The sequence below is a fragment of the Microcoleus sp. ARI1-B5 genome (assembly GCF_036705795.1).
GTDB lineage: Bacteria > Cyanobacteriota > Cyanobacteriia > Cyanobacteriales > Microcoleaceae > Microcoleus.
Map to the genome: position 1 here is coordinate 95518 of NZ_JAUBVK010000002.1, position 18496 is coordinate 114013.

25 protein-coding genes are annotated in these 18496 nt (G+C 46.3%); 9 read left to right on the plus strand and 16 right to left on the minus strand.

Annotated elements, in window-relative coordinates; translation table 11 throughout:
* Window positions 1-25: 25 nt before the first annotated feature.
* Window positions 26-217, minus strand: a complete 192-nt coding sequence (locus tag QUB63_RS03230; RefSeq protein WP_332943364.1) for a DUF433 domain-containing protein — start codon at window positions 215-217, stop codon at window positions 26-28.
* Between the two features lie 557 nt (window positions 218-774).
* Between QUB63_RS03230 and remA the strand changes: the two genes are divergently transcribed.
* Complete coding sequence (gene remA, locus QUB63_RS03235; protein WP_293251527.1) at window positions 775-1041, plus strand: extracellular matrix/biofilm regulator RemA; 267 nt, start codon at window positions 775-777, stop codon at window positions 1039-1041.
* A 78-nt stretch (window positions 1042-1119) separates the two neighbouring features.
* Window positions 1120-1683, plus strand: coding sequence for a guanylate kinase (gene gmk / locus QUB63_RS03240; protein WP_332943365.1), 564 nt, complete (start codon window positions 1120-1122; stop codon window positions 1681-1683).
* Between the two features lie 139 nt (window positions 1684-1822).
* On the opposite strand, the gene QUB63_RS03245 is transcribed toward gmk, so the two are convergent.
* A complete protein-coding gene (locus QUB63_RS03245; protein ID WP_332943366.1) occupies window positions 1823-2548 on the minus strand; it encodes a hypothetical protein in 726 nt (241 codons plus the stop codon).
* A 127-nt stretch (window positions 2549-2675) separates the two neighbouring features.
* Between QUB63_RS03245 and xseA the strand changes: the two genes are divergently transcribed.
* On the plus strand, window positions 2676-3836 hold the full coding sequence (gene xseA / locus QUB63_RS03250) for an exodeoxyribonuclease VII large subunit (protein WP_332943367.1): 1161 nt from the start codon (window positions 2676-2678) through the stop codon (window positions 3834-3836).
* A 5-nt stretch (window positions 3837-3841) separates the two neighbouring features.
* Window positions 3842-4069 carry an exodeoxyribonuclease VII small subunit gene (xseB, locus tag QUB63_RS03255; protein WP_332943368.1) on the plus strand — a complete coding sequence of 76 codons (228 nt, stop codon included), beginning with the start codon at window positions 3842-3844 and terminating at the stop codon, window positions 4067-4069.
* A 228-nt stretch (window positions 4070-4297) separates the two neighbouring features.
* Here xseB and QUB63_RS03260 read toward each other — a convergent pair whose 3' ends face one another.
* The 6 genes from QUB63_RS03260 to QUB63_RS03285 form a co-directional block, all read right to left on the minus strand.
* The gene (locus QUB63_RS03260) at window positions 4298-4681 is read right to left on the minus strand and encodes a DUF5615 family PIN-like protein (protein ID WP_332943369.1); all 384 of its coding nucleotides are present in this window, start codon (window positions 4679-4681) and stop codon (window positions 4298-4300) included.
* Window positions 4678-4938 carry a DUF433 domain-containing protein gene (locus QUB63_RS03265; RefSeq protein WP_332943370.1) on the minus strand — a complete coding sequence of 87 codons (261 nt, stop codon included), beginning with the start codon at window positions 4936-4938 and terminating at the stop codon, window positions 4678-4680. The genes QUB63_RS03260 and QUB63_RS03265 overlap by 4 nt, the downstream gene beginning before the upstream one ends.
* 228 nt (window positions 4939-5166) lie before the next feature.
* Entirely contained in the window at window positions 5167-5376 is a 210-nt protein-coding gene (locus QUB63_RS03270; RefSeq protein ID WP_293251539.1) for a CsbD family protein, read from the minus strand.
* A gap of 291 nt (window positions 5377-5667) precedes the next feature.
* Window positions 5668-6507: a PHP domain-containing protein gene (locus tag QUB63_RS03275; protein ID WP_332943371.1), complete on the minus strand. Its 840-nt coding sequence runs from the start codon at window positions 6505-6507 to the stop codon at window positions 5668-5670.
* Window positions 6508-6736: 229 nt separating this feature from the next.
* Window positions 6737-7018: a hypothetical protein gene (locus tag QUB63_RS03280; protein ID WP_332943372.1), complete on the minus strand. Its 282-nt coding sequence runs from the start codon at window positions 7016-7018 to the stop codon at window positions 6737-6739.
* An 86-nt stretch (window positions 7019-7104) separates the two neighbouring features.
* The gene (locus tag QUB63_RS03285) at window positions 7105-7353 is read right to left on the minus strand and encodes a hypothetical protein (RefSeq protein ID WP_332943373.1); all 249 of its coding nucleotides are present in this window, start codon (window positions 7351-7353) and stop codon (window positions 7105-7107) included.
* 154 nt (window positions 7354-7507) lie between these two features.
* On the opposite strand from QUB63_RS03285, the gene QUB63_RS03290 reads away from it, so the two are divergent.
* Window positions 7508-7834, plus strand: a complete 327-nt coding sequence (locus QUB63_RS03290) for a hypothetical protein (protein ID WP_332943374.1) — start codon at window positions 7508-7510, stop codon at window positions 7832-7834.
* Between the two features lie 169 nt (window positions 7835-8003).
* Here QUB63_RS03290 and QUB63_RS03295 read toward each other — a convergent pair whose 3' ends face one another.
* Entirely contained in the window at window positions 8004-8468 is a 465-nt protein-coding gene (locus QUB63_RS03295; RefSeq protein WP_332943375.1) for a hypothetical protein, read from the minus strand.
* A gap of 55 nt (window positions 8469-8523) precedes the next feature.
* Between QUB63_RS03295 and QUB63_RS03300 the strand changes: the two genes are divergently transcribed.
* Together QUB63_RS03300 and QUB63_RS03305 are read left to right on the plus strand one after the other, a co-directional pair.
* Window positions 8524-9144 carry a histidine phosphatase family protein gene (locus QUB63_RS03300; RefSeq protein ID WP_332943376.1) on the plus strand — a complete coding sequence of 207 codons (621 nt, stop codon included), beginning with the start codon at window positions 8524-8526 and terminating at the stop codon, window positions 9142-9144.
* Between the two features lie 50 nt (window positions 9145-9194).
* Window positions 9195-9569 (plus strand): VOC family protein, encoded by a 375-nt coding sequence (locus QUB63_RS03305; RefSeq protein WP_332943377.1) that lies wholly within the window; start codon window positions 9195-9197, stop codon window positions 9567-9569.
* A 162-nt stretch (window positions 9570-9731) separates the two neighbouring features.
* Here QUB63_RS03305 and QUB63_RS03310 read toward each other — a convergent pair whose 3' ends face one another.
* Both QUB63_RS03310 and QUB63_RS03315 read right to left on the minus strand, forming a co-directional pair.
* Window positions 9732-10001 (minus strand): hypothetical protein, encoded by a 270-nt coding sequence (locus QUB63_RS03310; protein WP_332943378.1) that lies wholly within the window; start codon window positions 9999-10001, stop codon window positions 9732-9734.
* Between the two features lie 63 nt (window positions 10002-10064).
* Window positions 10065-10736, minus strand: coding sequence for a phosphoribosyltransferase (locus QUB63_RS03315; protein ID WP_332943379.1), 672 nt, complete (start codon window positions 10734-10736; stop codon window positions 10065-10067).
* Window positions 10737-11025: 289 nt separating this feature from the next.
* On the opposite strand from QUB63_RS03315, the gene QUB63_RS03320 reads away from it, so the two are divergent.
* Entirely contained in the window at window positions 11026-11712 is a 687-nt protein-coding gene (locus QUB63_RS03320) for a uracil-DNA glycosylase (protein WP_332943380.1), read from the plus strand.
* Window positions 11713-11777: 65 nt separating this feature from the next.
* On the opposite strand, the gene QUB63_RS03325 is transcribed toward QUB63_RS03320, so the two are convergent.
* Genes QUB63_RS03325 through tyrS form a run of 3 tightly spaced genes read right to left on the minus strand, consistent with a single transcriptional unit; the run spans window position 11778 to window position 14391 of the window.
* Window positions 11778-12368 (minus strand): hypothetical protein, encoded by a 591-nt coding sequence (locus QUB63_RS03325; RefSeq protein WP_332943381.1) that lies wholly within the window; start codon window positions 12366-12368, stop codon window positions 11778-11780.
* Between the two features lie 37 nt (window positions 12369-12405).
* The gene (gene pyrF, locus QUB63_RS03330) at window positions 12406-13116 is read right to left on the minus strand and encodes an orotidine-5'-phosphate decarboxylase (RefSeq protein ID WP_332943382.1); all 711 of its coding nucleotides are present in this window, start codon (window positions 13114-13116) and stop codon (window positions 12406-12408) included.
* A gap of 42 nt (window positions 13117-13158) precedes the next feature.
* Complete coding sequence (tyrS, locus tag QUB63_RS03335) at window positions 13159-14391, minus strand: tyrosine--tRNA ligase (protein WP_332943733.1); 1233 nt, start codon at window positions 14389-14391, stop codon at window positions 13159-13161.
* Window positions 14392-14699: 308 nt separating this feature from the next.
* Between tyrS and QUB63_RS03340 the strand changes: the two genes are divergently transcribed.
* Entirely contained in the window at window positions 14700-16619 is a 1920-nt protein-coding gene (locus tag QUB63_RS03340; RefSeq protein ID WP_332943383.1) for a transglycosylase domain-containing protein, read from the plus strand.
* Window positions 16620-16991: 372 nt separating this feature from the next.
* On the opposite strand, the gene QUB63_RS03345 is transcribed toward QUB63_RS03340, so the two are convergent.
* Window positions 16992-17315, minus strand: a complete 324-nt coding sequence (locus QUB63_RS03345) for a DUF1825 family protein (RefSeq protein WP_332943384.1) — start codon at window positions 17313-17315, stop codon at window positions 16992-16994.
* 333 nt (window positions 17316-17648) lie between these two features.
* Window positions 17649-18242, minus strand: coding sequence for a signal peptidase I (gene lepB, locus QUB63_RS03350; RefSeq protein WP_332943385.1), 594 nt, complete (start codon window positions 18240-18242; stop codon window positions 17649-17651).
* Window positions 18243-18496 lie beyond the last annotated feature (254 nt).

An 18496-nucleotide genomic window follows, 5' to 3' on the forward strand; every position in this document is an offset into this window, starting at 1 on the left:
TAGCGTGAATTTCCTAAACGATAATTTAAGCGTACCGCACGCAGCCATAAATATTCTCTACCTGCAAATCTGGATAATAGTCTCGAATAATCTCTTCAAATGAAAGTCCCTCAGCCAGCAATTCGAGAACACTTTGTACAGTAATGCGCGTAGTTGCTATGCAAAGTTTGCCAAAATGAATTTTAGGGTGGACTGAAATTCTCTCCGTATCCGCCATCAAGTTACAGGCTGTACTAATTGTAGAACATCATGCAAGAAACATCTGTAGTTTGACACATCATCCCCAATCTTTTTATGTAAAACTGGGCAAAAAGTGCGGCGCAGCTATCCCTCGCGGACCCAATCGCCAGCAGCTTTTAGATTAGCTGGAGTGTCCGTCAAAGCAACACCAGTATTATTACTGTCAGTAGAAACAGCAATTTAGGAGTATTTCCTGTTATTTTATCAGTGATTATACTTAACTTCTGCTCCCACCTCAAATTAAGTTTACATTTCGCAACATTTACAGGCTGGGTCTCGATACAGCTAATGCTTTTATGAGCAACTAAAAATAGACAATTTTACCGAATCTTTAATATAGAGCGGTCAAAAGCGGTAGGTTTTTAAATTTTTGATAAAGACGGGCGGACTCGACATCAAAAAATAGAAAAAAATGCAGGTAAAAACTAAAAAATTTAGTTATGAATAATTTTAAACTTGTCATAAAAAATCTTTGTATATATAATAATAAGTAAGGAATAACAGTTGCTCGTTCACCCATAGATTAAGATTTTCATGGATATTCAATTAATTAATATCGGTTTTGGTAATATTGTGTCTGCTAACCGAGTGATTGCCATTGTCAGTCCCGAGTCAGCGCCAATTAAGCGTATAATTACTGATGCGCGGGAGCGGGGACAACTGGTTGATGCTACTTACGGCCGTCGCACGAGAGCGGTAATTATTACAGATTCGAGTCACGTCATCCTCTCGGCGATTCAGCCGGAAACGGTGGCTAATCGTTTTGCGCTCAGCAAAGACGGTCAAGGTCGGGATGATTGAGGTTTGTCAGTTGCAATTTGAACACTTACAGTATAGAGTAAGCGAAAACTCAAATTGTTACACGTTTCTATTCTAAAAATGAAACCCGGTAAATTAATTGTTCTGACGGGGCCTAGCGGTGTGGGGAAAGGCACCTTAGTGCGATCGCTCCTCAACCGCCATCCCGAATTATATCTTTCGGTATCAGTGACAACTCGTAAGCCCCGCGAGGGAGAAATTGAGGGAAAGCACTACTATTTTGTCAGCCTCCGCCGCTTTGAAGAAATGGTTGAGGCTGGCGAGTTGGCAGAATGGGCCCAGTTTGCTGGCAATTTTTACGGTACTCCATATTTTGCTCTCCAGCAGGGAATCGGCGAGGGAAAATCGGTATTGCTGGAAATTGAACTCGAAGGAGCAAGGCAAATTAGAAATAAGTTCCCGGAGGCTTTGCGACTGTTTATTTTACCTCCTTCTTGGGAAGAATTGGAACGGCGGTTGCGGAGTCGGGGTCAAGATTCCGAAAGTGCGATCGCCCGTCGGTTGCTGCGGGCTAAAGAGGAGATTGAAGCTGCGGGGGAATTCGATTTCCAAGTTATCAACGATGATTTAGAAGTTGCATTAAAAGGACTGGAATCGGTATTGTTTGTCAGCCACAGGAAATGAGAGGATGATGATTTGATATTACCAATTACCAGAAAGAATTGGTTTAAAGCCCCAAGCCTTGTAGGGAGAAATTAAAATCCGACTATTCATTAATCCAATCCTCTTACTTCCTTTGTCAAGTGCTGTCAATTGTCAACTGTCAACTGTCAACTGTCAACTGAATTACCCATTTTTCTGTACGGGCTAAAACTTCGGTACTTTGTTTAATAGCAACACAAACTTTTAAATTTAATTCCAGAGTTTCGGAAGCAGGCGAAAATTTCCTGAGCGGTTCGATTTCGCGAGCTGAACAGCCCAACATTTCCATATAAGCTAGCGTCCAGCCAATAGCTGCAATGTCGCTTACATAGCCTTCTCCGGCACACAGGTGACAACCCAATTCGCCCTCTGGGTAGCACTCAGGGCAAACCCAATTGCTGAATTGTGAATTTATCAGAATTGTACGGGAGGCTGAGGCAATTGTTAAGGCTTTAATGTGGTTTTGAACTACTTGTTTAAAACCTCGGTTTTGGTTGCTGCGGTGGTCGGAATTGTTCTGCGATCGCCCGCTCGCAATTCTTTGCTGTTGTGGCGAAGCAAGAGATGCTGTTCGGGTCTCAATTTTGACATTAGATTCGCCCAGGTTCGCCGTTAGCTGAATGCCGCAGTCTTTCGACTCTTCAGTCTGAGAGTGGTTGAGTGCGCTGTCAGAATCGGATTCTGCGCCACCGGCAAAATCTTGCATCGAGAGGTGATGTTCGATCGCCAAAGACCAAGTTCTTTTATGCCGGAGGTCGCCATATTTTCGGGCTTCGGCCTCATTAATGCCGATCGCCGCAGCCTCTTGGCGCAGCATATTCATCGAAGTCATGACATCTGATATCATTAGTTTGTTTGCAGTTGATTTAGGATCGCCCGTAGAGAAGCCCTCGAAGAGGATCGACCTACAAATAAATACCTTAGATATAGTAGCCTAAATCTAAAATCTACAATCTAAAATCTAAAATTGTTTAATGAATTCAATTCTTCCCGATACAACATTGTCGGTGGGCGGACTAACATCATACCTGCAAGACTTGTTGGAGGGCGATCGCAACCTGCAATCAGTTTGGCTGATCGGCGAGGTGTCAAACGTTTCGCACCACCCCAGCGGCTGCTTTTTCACTCTGTGCGACACCGACAAAAGCGCTGCGATTCGCTGCGTGGTGTGGAATTCTCAGCGGCAAAAATTGGTGCAAATGCCGGCAAAAGGCGAACAGTTGCTGGTTTTGGGAAGCATCCGGGTGTACAAAAATCGCGGCGAGTACCAGTTGACTGTTGTGCAATCGCTACCGGGTGGGGAAGGGTTGCAGGCTTTGCGGTTGCAGCAATTGCGAGATCGCTTGGATGCTGAGGGTTTCTTCGATCCCGCCAGAAAGCGCCCGATTCCCGCACACCCGCAAATTGTGGCCGTGGTGACATCCGATACCGGCGCTGCTTGGGGAGACATTCAGCGGACTCTAGCCCAAAGATATCCGGGTTTGCGGGTGTTGCTGTCGCCGACAGGAGTGCAGGGAGAATTGGCTGCTGCTGCGATCGTCAGGGCGATCGCCCGCGTAGAATTGGACGGTAGGGCTGATGTCATAATTTTAGGGCGCGGCGGCGGTTCTGCGGAGGATTTGGCTTGTTTTAATGATGAGAGAGTTGTCAGGGCGATCGCCAATTGCACAATCCCAATTATTACAGGTATCGGACACGAAAGAGACGAATCTCTCGCCGATTTAGTAGCAGATAAACGAGCCCATACTCCGACTGCGGCGGCTGCTCAAGCCGTACCAATTTTAGCAGACCTTTACTGGGAACACAAGCAGAGAATGGTCAATTTAGCAAGTGTTGTGCGGGCCAGATTTCAGCAGGAAGAAGAGCATTTGCAACTGTTACAAAATCGATTAAAACGTTTGCCTGCGACATCCCGAACTTTGCGGCAAGCAACTGGTAAACTGGAGGTATTGCAAGAAAAGTTATCCGCCCTAGATCCGGCGGCGGTATTGCAAAGGGGTTATGCGGCGGTAATCCAAGGTGACGGTACGATTGTCCGCACAACTGACGGTTTGGAATTGGGTGAGGAGTTGACTGTGAGGTTGAGCCGGGGCGTGCTGAAGGTTAAGATTGTAGAAGTTTTGGATGCAGAATAAATGTTATGGTTAACTCGCAGTTGCGCCAGTCTGGCTGGAATTATGAGGAAACGGTCGATCGAATTGAAGCGATTATCGATCGGGTGGAATCGGGAGAATTGCCTCTAGAGGAGGTTTTCGAGCAGTTTGCGGTGGCTGTTGAGTGCTTGCAGGAGTGCGAAGGTTTTCTGGCGCGGGGGAAGGAACAGATGGATTTGTCGATCGGGCTTTTGGCCGCGGAACCGGATTTTTAAGCGCAGGTGAACGGGGATAAATGTAGGTGAAATAGCGCGTTTAGCCGAAAGTCCGACGGGGAATTAATTCCCTGTCTCATAGCGAAAGTCCTCGCTATGAGGACTGTTAAACTCATGATACTAAATCCGGGTTTGCTACCCCCTTTCTCATTACCAAACACAGAATCAACATCGATATTCTTTGCGTAGAAACCGGGTTACTTTGCATAACTCCTTTATTTGAATTTTTTAGTCAGATTCATCTTCCGATATTGCTTGATACTCCAAAAGCTGTTCCCCTCGGATAATCCACAATTTACCCGTAACTTCTGCCGCATCCAATCCGCGAATTAATATTTCTACTGCCGCTTGCAAATCTGGCGGTTTCGCTTGAGAAGGCAGACGCAGTAACACAATCCCAGAATAATCAGAAGGATTGTAGCGGAGGCGATTGCCAAACCCCCTATCCAAAGTCACCAAACATCTACCTTCCCTCCGACAGATATCAATCAACAATCCATCCGCTGTTGAACTCAAATTTTGTTCCCGTACAGTCGCAACATCGTGCCCAGCTAAACGTAAAAGCGAAACAACGCGGATGCTTCCCAAATTTTCATCAAGTTTTAACTTCACTTTAAAACTACCTTTTTTTCACCCACAGGAATTTCCACATAACAATCTCTTGCCAACTCAGCCCCATAAGCAATACAAGCCAAAACGTCTTCTCGTTCAATTCCCGGATATTCCTCAAGCAATTCTTCAAAAGTCATTCCACTAGCGAGAAAGTCAAGAATCAGAGAAACCCAGATGCGATGGCCGCGAATACAGGGTTTGCCAAAGCAGATATTCGAGTCGATTGAGATGCGAGACAGTAAATTATTTTGAGTCATGTCTTTTCAATTAGATATTTTCCATTGATTCATTGTAATGAATTTTAGGGTTGAGTTGGGTGGGGGCGGGTTTACAATAGGGACTTCTCCATTGTGCTTTTGAAGAGATATCGCAAAAGTCAGCCAGTTTATGCAAATTCAAAAAATAAATCATATCAAACCCAATTGATGACACAGGATTTGATATGAAGCGAATTCTATTAGCCAGGATTTGGTATAACGCAGTTTCTACAATTTGTCGATCGCCCTTTTGGCCTTGTCAGTCAGATTTTTCACCGCATCTTTCACATCTTCTGCTGCGTGGCGGGCGGCGGCTTCCGCTTGTTTCGCTTTGCCTTCAGCCTGGTCTTTTTTGTTGCCGGTGATGTTACCGAAAATTTCCTGAGCTTTGCCTTCTACATTTTTGCCGATCGCCTTTGCTCTGTCTTCTGTACTCATAATCAGCTCCACTGAGTAGTTGAATCTTACTACTACCCTAACATTAGCTCAACAGAAGTTACTCGCTCACTTCACATTAATTTATGTTGGGTTTAATTTTTCTCTGTTTTTAGTATACCTATTGCACAATATTTGATTGATACAGAAACCGCAGATGATGGCAGATACACACAGATAAACGCAGATAATTTTCAGATTGTTTTCTACTTTTGCACGATGCCTAGTAGGGTGCGTCAGAATGACTTGATTATTTCGATTTACTCTGATATAAACTGACGCACCCTACACTTATTACTTCAAACTCGCCGCTGCAACTTTAATCGGTTCGAGCAATTCTAACGGTATATGCAGCATATTCAATTGAGTAGTTTCAACACCTTTTCTTTCATTTCTTTCTATTTCTGGGCCGTGATAATCGCTGCCACCTGTCATCAGCAAACCGTAATGAAGACACAAATCTTTCAACTTTTGGATTTGGCTAGAACTGTGGCTGGGATGGTATACTTCAACTCCCATTAAACCAGCATCTACTAATTCTTTTAAGACTTCCTCAACAGCGCCGCCGCGAAATAAATAAGGGTGAGCCCAAACTGGTACTGCGCCACAACTTTTCAGTAAATCAATGCCTTCGACGATCGAGAATTTCTCGTAATGAACATAAGCCGGGCCGTCATCTCCCAGCCAGCGATCGAAGGCTTCCCGCGATGATTTGGCGTAACCTGCTTGTACCAGCGCGCTAGCAATGTGAGGCCTTCCCGGTGCCATTCCTGGGGATGATGTTTTTGGTAGTTCGATCGCGTATCCCATTGCTGCTAGTTTGTCTACCATTTCTTGCGATCGCCGAAACCGTCCTTCCAGGCGAGCATTCAAAGGAATTTGCAATTTATTTCGGTCTGGATAAAAACCTAAAATGTGCAATGATCTGCCGTTGTGCACTGTACTGAGTTCAAGTCCGGGGACTATTTCTATACCGTGCAAAGCAGCGGCGGCAAAGGCTTCATCCCAACCCGACACCGTATCGTGATCCGTGACGGCTAAAGCGCGAACCCCGGAAGACGCGGCGGCGGCTACGAGTTCGGCTGGGGTGAGAGTTCCATCGGAATAAGTTGTGTGACAGTGGAGTTCTAGCATTTTTTTAGGGTAAGTTTAAGTCTGCGAAACCTGCAATTATTCTCCTCACTCACACGAGATACCGTGTCACTGCAAGCAATAAGTTTTTTTATTTAAATCTGGTTAGCTTTAATTAAGTTACCGAGCCTTTTATTGCTAAATTTGTGTTGATTAAAACTCTTGTGGGGAGTAGGGGTTGGGCATCCTGCCCGCCCGAAAAGTTCATTTTAGATGCGCCGCAACAGCTTACCTATTTCTTTATTTCTCGCATTGGGTGAAGGACACCTTCGGGCAACTTGGGAGGAACCGGCGATATTTCAATACTTTGGATGTTGTGAACTGGGATAACTACAAGTTTATCTGCCAATTCAAGAATTATCGGATCGGCTGTCAACATTTTGTGCAGGCGAGTGCCTAAATTTGCTTGCTCTCCTACTCTTACCTCTGGCGGAATGAACTCGAAATCTTGCTGTTTGCCGTTGGTATAGTGGATTGTCAGAGTGATAATTCTGTCTTGGTTGGTTGCTTCCATAGTTTTTTCCCTTAACAGTCGATCGGGCTTCAGCTCAAAATCAACAATAAATCTAAAGTTGCGATCGCACCACCGTGGGAAAGCTGTTAACAAAACCGCCCTGTCGGTACGAAAGTCCGGTAACAGCTAATTTTACCACAAAAACTGTACTGAAACTCCCCAACGTACCAAGTATATAACTGGCAATCGCGCTGTCTGCGCTTCTGCTCGCCCGATCGCCTTTGCCTGAAATAATATTCGGGCGATTCCAGCGGACGATAGCTTCGCTTCACGGGCTTTCTGCTGTGCCACTTGGCAAATTGGCTGACTTTGGCCTCTGCCGCGACTCGACTCAAAGCGCTCTCAAGTTATACAGCAAAAGGACTTGAGCGCTTTGAGGGTCAAAGTTTTTTGAGGTGGGAACTGTGGAGGTTGGGATAGCGGCATTGTGCGATCGCTACCGTTGAGGAATTTTTTATAAATTAATAACATGACATTCAGGTACAGCGTATGAAATCCACACTTTGCTTTCCCGAAACTTCCGTTCAGTCTAACGTAGTTGCTTTTGATAAGAGTGCTATTGAATCTTGTATTGCTGCGGCTTGGATTGACTTAGTAGGAGGAGACTTTGACAGCATGGCAGGAGATGATTGGCTGGGATTGTGCGGCGACATTGATGACGGCGAAATTTACCGGGAATGGTTTTTGTGGCAAGATAGCGAAGTGACTCAAGAGTGGGAAGCTTACGATCCAATTACTAATTATCGAGTTGTGGCATTTAGCCGAGAAATGCTGATTTCTCAAATCGACAAAATAGAAGATACCAGAAAAATTTAGCTTTTCGGGATCGCGTTAAATTTTGAGGATCAACTTTAATCATAATTCTGTCAACAAACCCAGTTTATCCCAAATATTTTAGGTTGAACACGATACATCGAGCGCGAAACCGGATTTCTCAGACCAAAACTATAGGTTGGGTTTCGTGTCACGGGCCCAACCTACTAATTTATGTCGCTACTGCTTTTTCTTTTTCTCGTTCTAATTTGCGCTGCTTCAACGCTTCAAGATTTTGTTTGATCGTGTCGATCGCACTTCCATTCCCCTGCTGTTGGTACAATTCGCTCGCACGGATCAAATCTGCCACAGCCTCGCCATCCGATCGCAAATTCGCAAAAATCAAGCCGCGATTGTGGTAAGCCTCTGCCGTTGAAACCTGTTGTATGGCGCTAGTAAATTTATCTTGAGCTTTGCGGTAATTTCCCGACTGATAAGCCTCAATTCCAGCTTGGAAATAAACCGCAGCTTTGCTTCCTGCGTCGGTAGCCGGAAATTCTGGCGAGTTTAAAATTGGTTCTTTAAACAGTACAGAAATGCTGCCCTTCCCGGAGTAAGCCCAAGTCATTGTTCCCATGCCAATCCCCAGCGCAGCGACAACAATCACAGACAGAGCAATAAAATTGGTGAGTTCCATAGAGAAATATTTGTTGTATTACAATATGATAAGATAATTTCTAGCTTCTGGAACAATGGCTGCGCGGATTCACCTCAACAGGAAATGGTTTTTCGGCTCGCTAGCTTTAGTATTGTCGATCGGCATAATGAATGCAACTGCAACTTCTGACGCAGCAACCAACGCGCAAACTCAAGCGGGCTGGAAATTGTTGCAGCGGGGCGAGACAGGGTTGGTAGTTGCAATGCGGCACGCGATCGCCCCTGGAACCGGAGATCCTGCTAACTTTAAATTGGGCGACTGTTCCACCCAGCGCAACTTATCAGCCCAGGGAAGAACACAAGCCCAGCAAATTGGAGCCGAATTTCGCAACCGCAACATCAAAATTGCCAGAGTTTTATCAAGTCAGTGGTGTCGGTGTCTGGAAACAGCAAAATTGATAAATTTAGGCAAAGTCGAACCGTTAAGAGCGCTGAACTCGTTCTTTAGCGACAGCAGCCAAGAAGCCCGACAAACAGATCCAATCCGCAAATTGATTGTTGAAAACCGCAACACAAAAGGCGCGATTATTATCGTAACGCATCAAGTAAATATTACAGCGATTACAAATATTGTTCCCCAAAGCGGCGAAGCAGTGATACTTAAAAGCGATCCACAAGGTAAAATCAAAATAGTCGGACGACTTGGCGGATTTTAGCGATTTGCCTGTTATTAATTTCCCTTACCAATTACCAGTTCCCTATCTATATGAGTTTCCAGTACAGAGCCGCCCTAGTAACTTTAGCAGACCTTGACAAAGAAGTTCTAGTTAAATTTTACACCAAATTTCTCGACCTAGAACCAAACCCTTACATTCCCAATACTTATGCTGAATTTCAACTCCCCGGTTTAAGACTCGGCATATTCAAACCCAAAGACTCCCACAAATCCGAATTTGCAAATCGAGCAAAAACAGGCATGAGTTTGTGTTTGGAAGTCAGCGATATCGAAACTGCGATCGCCCGAATTTGGGCCTTAGGATATCCGCCCGCCGGAGAAATTATAAAAGCGGCTCACGGTCTAGAAATCTATGCCTTCGATCCCGCCGGCAACCGTCTAATTTTGCATCAATCGAATCAGTAGATAAGAGTTAGCGATTGAAATCGCCTCTACACAAACGATGTCCACTCCAAGCGGACTAAGAAATCAAGTTATACAACAATCACAAATGATTTGTGAACTCTCGATCTTCTCTCCTCTTCCTTCGCGTCCTTAGCGTCTTCGCTTCGTTCAAAACTCCCTTAACTATCTAATCAATTCAGCAAAACTATAAAAACTGATAATTAATAACAACAAAGCCGTCAGATGAGTCAACTGAAATTGAGGCCGCGGCCCGATCGATTCCCGCACCAAAATTGAAAAAGACGAACCAATGATATAACTCAAAGAAAGCGTTAAATACTGCCACTGCAATGTTAAACTCCACAGCCCGAGCAAAATCATCGCCAAAGTCAACATTACCAACTCAACAAACCGAGGCGGATGGTGCTGAGCAGACAGAATCAAAGTGTCCAACCAATATTCCCAAGGTCTCATGTTTTCGCGATCGAGCTTTTGGATGTAGCCTTCCAGCTTAACCTACGATCGCCATTCAATCTGTCGCTGCAAACACGCCAAAGCCTCCGCCGTCTCCACCTGCGGAAACTGCGCGTAAAAGCGGCTGACACTGTAAAAAGGGTCTGGATTCTCCAGAACGATCGACTTATCGCCCATTTGGGCCAAAAATCCCATCAAATCTGCCGGCGCGACGGGCGCGCAAATCCACAAAGCCGCCGGTTGCTGCGACTGCAAAGCCTGCGCCGCCACAGCCACCGTCATCCCCGTCGCAATGCCATCGTCCACCAAAATCGCCAAAGCCCCCGCCGCGCTGACATTTGGCCGCCCAGAAGCCAAATCCGCCAACAGAGATTGAGCGCTATTTTGAGCCTGCTGGAGTGCTGATTTTTGCAAGCGCAAATTAGGCTGCTTTTGCTTTTGCCAGAGAACATGACCGTCAGCAGTTGCAGCCCCGATCGCCAATTCTAAATTATCTGGGCGAGTAATTTTCTTCGCGACAACCACATCCAAAGGACAGCCCAAGCGGCGCGCAATAGGTACAGCCACCGGCAAACCCCCGCGCGGCAAGGCATAAACAATCGGTTTCACAGCTTCCTGTGCAGTTAAATTCAACTTGCCGAGCTCGTCTGCAACTGCCTCGGCCAGTTTTTCGCCTGCATCGGCGCGATCGTCAAAAAACGGGTTAGACAACATATTCCTGCCTGTACGAGCTCAACCAAACAATTGGAAATTTGCGAGTCAGAAACCCGGTTTCTTGGCAGATACTTCGCTGCTAAACCAAGATTTCTCCCAGAAACCGGGTTTCTTTGGCGCTAGTCATGTGAGATTGTGCGAGTGTTAATTTGGGATTGTACGCGCGGCGTAGCTATCCCGAGCGTGAATCGACAGCATTGCATAAAACCATCGAGCCAATCTCAAATCACCAAACCCGATCTAAACTATAAACTCTAGACTCAAAAAAATCTCCCTAATTGTAAAATTTATGTCCAGCGACTTGCAACTGAGCCTTTTTGACAACAATCAAAGTGCCACTTTCCAAACAGAGTCAATACCAGCAAATGCCAAAATTCCCATTCCTCCGGGCACTTATCAAAATATGGAACAAATCGGCGAACACTGCAACCGCTGCTACCGCTGCGAATTGGGCAACAGCCGCACTCACGCCGTCATCGGGCGCGGCAATCCTCAAGCCTCAATTTTGATTGTGGGAGAAGCGCCCGGACAAAACGAAGATGAAACCGGATTGCCCTTCGTCGGGCGATCGGGCAAACTGTTAGATAAGATTTTAGAATCCGTGGGATTGAGTGCAGAAACCGACGTATTCATTGCCAACGTCATCAAATGTCGCCCTCCCAACAACCGCCCTCCGACAGCAAAAGAAATCGAAGCTTGCAAACCTTACTTGCTCGAACAAATTCGCATCTTAGACCCCAAAATTATTTTATTAACCGGTGCAACAGCCCTGAAAGGTTTGCTAAGCGACAAGCGGCCCATTAGTAAAATTAGAGGTCAGTGGATTGAATGGGAAAATCGTTTGTGTATGCCAATTTTTCACCCGTCGTACTTGCTGCGAAACCCCTCCCGCGAACCGGAAAGTCCGAAATGGTTTATGTGGCAAGATATGCAACTAATCAAGGCTAAACTAGAGGAATTAAAAGAGCAATTCTAATCAATTTTTCTTGTGGATTTGTCGCGGCGGGTTTCACCAACAATCTCTGCTGTTTACCCACAATCTCAAAAACCCGCTCTCTTTGCATGACAATCGCGCAACCACAAACGAATAGCCTCAGCAATTTCGCTTTCACTATCTTGACCTAATAAAGGACGAATATCCGTCGCAGTACCAAACCGAGAAACGATTTTTGCTAACTCCCAGCCGTTCTCGGTTTTAGTGAAAAATAACCAATGATATTGCTGAATTTCGACTGGTTTTCCCCCGCGATACTGGCGTTCCAAAGTAGTAATAAAAACTTGACGGGCATTGTCAGGAAGTGCATCCCCAGAATTTAAAGGTAACGGTTCAAACTCGGGGCTGCCGGCTAAAATTATTTGAGGCAGCGCGTAACCGGGCGGTGTGTTAGTGTTAGGAGAAAAGTGCGATCGCACAATTACGCGATTAGCATAACTCGGCAAATCTTGCAACAGACGATCGACCAAAGTTTCTAAATCAGCGGGACAGGGCGATCGCACTAACAAACCATACCGACTGGCATTTATACTGTTAGTATGATTTGTCACAAAATTAACTGCCCAAGTCGGAGTTGCAACCGCAGATATCAGCAGATAAACACAGATGAACGCAGATAAAATTCCATTGGCGTTCATCGGCGTTTATCGGCGGTAAAAAACAACATTCCTATTGTTACTCCAACTCTTCACAAATACGCGCAAAAGCCGCCACCGGATCGGGCGCAGCAGTAATTGGCCGCCCAATCACCAGATAATCCGCACCAGCTTTTAAAGCCGCCTTTGGAGTCATCGATCGCTTTTGATCCCCTCCATCGGCCCATTTGGGACGCACACCCGGACAAACTAACAGAAAATCATTCCCGCAACTCATTCTTAACTGTTCCACTTCTTGCGGAGAACAAACAGCCCCAGCTAAACCCGTTTCCTTAGCCAACAATGCCATGTGCAAAGCATACTCTGGTAACTCTAAAGGTATTTTCAAATCAAAAGCCAACTGTCTGGAATTCAAACTCGTCAACAGAGTAATTGCAATTAATTTAGGACTCGGTTTATCCACAGCCGCCGCCCCTTCAGTCAAAGCCAACTGTGCCGCTTTCAGAGCATCTTTACCGCAAGTAGAATGAATTGTCAATAAATCCACATTGTACTTAGCCGCAGCCCGACAAGCACCGGCAACAGTATTCGGGATATCGTGAAACTTCAAATCCAGAAAAATCATTTTTTGCCGCTCTTTCAGAATCGCAATAATTGCCGGGCCACAGCTAACGAATAGCTCTAAACCCACTTTCCAGAAAGATACTTGCGGGAGTTTGTCAAGAAGTGCGATCGCCTCTTCTTGACTCGAAACATCCAAAGCAACAATAATTCGATTATCAGCGTTCATCTGCGTTCATCTTCAGTATTCATCTGCGGTTAAAAAAGAGATTCAAGACACCAATCGCACAAACTTATTCTTCCCAACCTGCAAAACCTTACCGCATAAATCAGCAGGTGATTCAAAAGTAAGGTTAACATCAGAAACTTTATCGCCCTCCAACTTCACCCCACCGCCCTGCATCAACTTCCGCGCATCACCGCTGCTTTTACAAAGCCCGCTAGCACTCAGAATATAAAACAACTTAGCCGGAAACTGCACGCTTGCCAAAGAAAACTCCGCCACAGCATCAGCTTGTCCCGCAGCACCTTTAACCAGCGCCATTGCATCTTGTTGCGCGCGATCGGCTGCTTCCTTCCCCCGATACTGGCGCACCACCTCCACAGCCAAAAGTTTCTGTTTTTCTCGCGGATTTTCTGGCAATTCATCAAGTGGCAAATCTGTCAATAGTTCAAAATACTGGGCGATCGAACTATCAGCAATTTTCTCCAACTTAGAATACATAGTCAGCGGGTCTTCCGACAAACCCACATAATTGCCCAAAGACTTCGACATTTTCTGCACCCCGTCAGTCCCGATCAAAATCGGCATCAGCAAACCAAACTGCGGTTTCATCCCGAAATGCCGCTGCAAATCTCTCCCCACCGCAATATTAAACTTTTGGTCAGTTCCCCCCAACTCCACATCCGCTTCCAAGGCCACTGAATCGTAACCTTGCATTAGGGGATACAGAAACTCGTGCAGGTAAATCGCATTTTCCTGCTGCATCCTGTTATCAAATCCCTCTTTAGCGAGCATCTGCTGCACCGTCATCGTGCCTAGGAGTTCCAAAATCTTCGCCAAGTCCAATTTTGACAGCCACTCGGAGTTATAGCGAATTTCCAAGCGTCCCGGCGTGTCAAAATCTAAAATCGGACGCACTTGGTCTAAATAAGTCTTGGCATTTTCTGCCACTTGTTGGGCCGTCAACTGTCCGCGCATCTCCGACTTCCCTGTCGGATCGCCAATTCTTGCGGTAAAATCTCCGATGACCAGTACCGCCGTGTGGCCGGCATCCTGAAACGCCCGCAGCTTGCGGAAACAAATGCTGTGCCCCAAGTGAATGTCAGTCCCTGTTGGGTCGATTCCCAGTTTGACTCGCAACGGCCGATCGACTTTTGCCAGCATTTGGGCTAAATTTTCCTCAGGGTTGCTAGAATCAGGTCGATCGGGAAAAATCTCGCTGATGCCGCGGTAAATCGTTGAAAGGTTAGGAGAAATCATAAAAGAGCGATCGTCCATCATCATATTTTGCCAAAGTGCAGCAGAATTAGTTACACTCACTGGTTGACACATAAACACACAACTATCAAGCTACTATAATCCCAAAGCTGACCGGCTTTCATGAGCAAACCCATCCAGAAACGGATACAAGCCCCTGACGTTATGAGTGTGGAGAACCCACAATTTTAGACGCTAGTTCAAACTCCTAAATTCATCTGTGGAGAAAATCTAAAATCTAAAATCTAAAATCGATTGACTCAGAGCCTCCAGGGTTCCCATCTAAAATTAAAAGTCTTAAACCCCAAATCGAGTGAGGAAGTGAAATCCACGTGTCAACCAACGCAGTCCGCAAAAATACGGAAAACTCAGCCCCTGTATTCGAGTTTGTTCAGTCAGTCAGCAAAGTGACAGCCGGAACCATACTCAGCATGACAATGCTTGCCAGTTCCGTAGTCGCCGGCGGACTGGTTGGCTTAGCGATCAGCTTCCGCAATTTGCCAGATGTTCGCATCTTGCAAACCTACTCTCCCACAGAAACCACTCACATTTACGACATCAACGGCAGGCCCCTAGCCAGCATCCACGATGAAGCAAACCGGGATGTCGTACCCCTTGACAAAATCTCCCCGAACCTGAAACGGGCTGTTCTGGCGATCGAAGATAGCAACTTCTTCACCCACAAAGGCATCAACCCCGGCGGGATAGCCCGAGCTCTCATAGTCAACCTAGAGAAAGGTAGAACCGTTGAAGGCGGTTCGACTATGACAATGCAGCTAGTCAAGAACCTGTTTCTATCTCCCCAGTCAAAATTCAGCCGCAAAATAGCTGAAGCGGTAATGTCTATCCGCTTGGAGCAAATTCTCAACAAAGACCAAATTCTGCAACTGTACCTGAATCAAATCTACTTAGGTCACAACTTGTACGGCGTAGAGACAGCCTCTCGAAGCTATTTCAACAAGTCAGCAGATAATTTGACTCTTTCAGAAGCCGCGATGCTGGCCGGCTTAATTTCCGCCCCCGAAGAATACAGTCCTTTCGTCAATTACAAGTTGGCAAAAGAGCGGCAGGAAATCGTTTTAACCCGCATGAAGGATCTCAAATGGATTACGCCGGCCGAAGAGACTGCCGCCCGAGGGCAAAAAATTAAGCTCGGCAAAATTACCTCTTTTGGCGGCTCTCAAGTTCCTTACGTCACACAAGCCGTAGTCCAGGAGTTGACACGGCGTTTCGGGCGAGATGCCGTGCTCAAGGGCGGAATGCGCGTTCAAACCACGATCGACCTCAAAATGCAGCGCATAGCCGAAGAAACCGTCAAAGCGTGGCACGAAAGGCTTTACTACCAAGGACTTTTTTACGATCGCGACCAAGGTCAAATAGCCCTAGCAGCCGTCGATCCCCGCACCCACTTCGTCAAAGCAATGGTTGGCGGCGTCGATTACGAAAAGAGTGAATTCAACCGCGCCATTCAAGCACGCCGCCAGCCCGGATCTTCTTTTAAGCCTTTCATCTACTACGCTGCCTTTGCTAGCGGCAAATACGGCCCCGATTCAGTTGTCTACGACTCCCCTGTCGGCTACCGCGACGGCGACGGCTACTACTACCCTCAAAACTACGGCGGCGGCTTCTCCGGTGCCGTCAGCATCCGCAGAGCTTTGGAAGTATCGCTGAACATCCCCGCCGTCAAGCTCGGCCAAGAAGTCGGATTGAATAAAGTGATTGAGATTTGCCGGGTGCTCGGCATCAGAAGTCCCATGGAACCCGTGGTTTCTTTGCCCTTGGGTGCAGTTGACTTGACTCCTTTAGAAATGGCCGGAGCTTTTGCTACCTTTGCCAACAACGGCTGGCATTCTGACACCACGTTTATCGTGCAAGTCACTGACAGCAGCGGCAACGTCTTGCTCGACAATACGCCCAAACCCAAATTAGTTCTCAACGCCTGGGCTGCGGCATCTGTCAACAGCGCCCTGCAAGGGGTAATTAACAACGGAACGGCAAGAGCGGCCCAACTCGGGCGGCCGGCTGCTGGGAAAACTGGTACAACTTCCTCAGAGCGGGATATCTGGTTTGTGGGTTACGTGCCGCAGTTGTCGGTGGCTGTTTGGATAGGCAACGACGATTACACACCGATGAGCTACGGTGCTACTGGCGGTACTATTGTTGCCCCTGTTTGGCGCGATTTTATGAGCCAAGCTTTGCAGGGCGTTCCCGTAGAAGATTTCAAACCTGCTTCAGCTTTTGAGCGCCCTTAATTATCAGTTGACAGTTGATAGTTGACAGTTGACAGTTGTTAGTTGTCAGTTGACAGTTGTCAAACAAAATATAACTCAATACGGTTCAGTTAAGAATAATCAGGCATCTTCTAGAGACCTGTATTTCTCACAAAATTGTGAGATTAAATTCGCAAAAAGCGTTAACTGAACCGTATTGCAATATAACTAATTTACCCTCTTGATTTTTTCTGTCTCGCGTTGTGCCGACGCAAGCCTGTAGATGTGTAAATTCTCTTCGCCCGGATTTGATGGTTTTCTCAAGACTAATGACCAATGACTAATGAAAACTGTCAACTGTCAACTGTCAACTGTCAACTGTCAACTGTCCACTTTCAACTGTCCACTTTCAACTTATGATTGTTTTTCCAGCTCAGATTTCATCCGCTCCAGCGTTGAGTTCATTTGCTCAAACATCTGCTGGGGCGTAATCCCAAACTGATTGAGCTGTGTTTTTAACTGCTCTACAGTCATCTGAGCCATGAAGTCCTCAGACAGCTCGAAGCGCTTCATAAAAATACGGTAGCGCTCCATCATAGATTCCATCTGAGCGATGAACATTTTTTTGCCTTCGCGATCGAATTTACCGTAATTGCCGCCTAGTTTGACGAGAGATTGATAGTCTTCAAACAACAGCTTGGCTTCTTGCTGAACAATTTCTGAATCAAAAAATCCCATAGCTTTCCTAACTTTTTAATATGCAGCTAATTTTCATCTAGGCGGGAAATACCGCCGCTTTTTGTACTATTTTATCAGTTGCCGGAGGAAGTCCCTACCCCTCAAGACGCAAGAATCAGTAGAAATTTCCGTACAGGATAAGGCATGGGCATTGGGGCATTGGGAATGGGGCATTGGGAATGGGGCATTGGGAATGGGGCATTGGGAATGGGGCATTGGGAATGGGGCATTGGGAATGGGCCCGCGCAGGGAATGGGGCATTGGGCTTGCGATGACAACTGTCAACTGTCCCAGGTCAACTGTCAACTGTCCCAGGTCAACTGTCAACTGACTTCAAACTTGCCCGATGCGTTCTAGCGGCCAAAACCGCACCACAGCGCGGCCGATGATATTTTTCTTAGGTAAAAATCCCCACCTGCTAGAATCGTTGCTGTTGTTTCGGTTGTCTCCCATCACGAAGTATTGATTTTCCGGGACGCGATAAGGCCCCCACTGGTATTTAGGAGGTTCGGCAATATATTTTTCGACCAGGGGTTTGTCGTTGAGATAAACTAAACCTTTTTTAACAGCGACGGTTTGACCCGGTAAGCCAATTACCCGCTTGATAAATGCTTGGTCTTGGGTAAAGCCTTGTTCTTGCAACTTTTCCGGCGGGGCAAATACTACGATGTCGCCAGTTTTTGGAGGTTCGAGATAGTAGGAGATTTTTTCGACTACGACGCGATCGCCCACGTGCAAAGTTGGTACCATAGAATCTGAGGGTATGAAGCGCGGCTCGGCGACCAACGCTCGAATCACTATTGCTAAACCTAAAGCAATAATCACTATCTGAAGATTTTCTCGCTGCGACTTCCAGGCTTTCTGCCACCAGGTTTGGGCCTGAATTTCTGCTACTTCTGTACCCAAATTCTTTTTTTCAGATGTCATTTATTTCTCCCGTATATAGTCGCGGCTAATTATCTAATTGGCATGGAAGCAGGTCGCTCTAATTCAACGTAAAACTTTGTTTGGGTATTCAGAAACCCCGATCGCGCCGGCACCGGGGCGCCACCACTACTAAAACCGAGTCGATCTGTTTTATGTTTTTTGAGACGAAGATACTTAGAAAAGTGTAGTACATTCTGTTGATTTTAACTCATAAAAAAGGCAGAGAATTTTAATTCTCTACCTTTTTTTAGGGG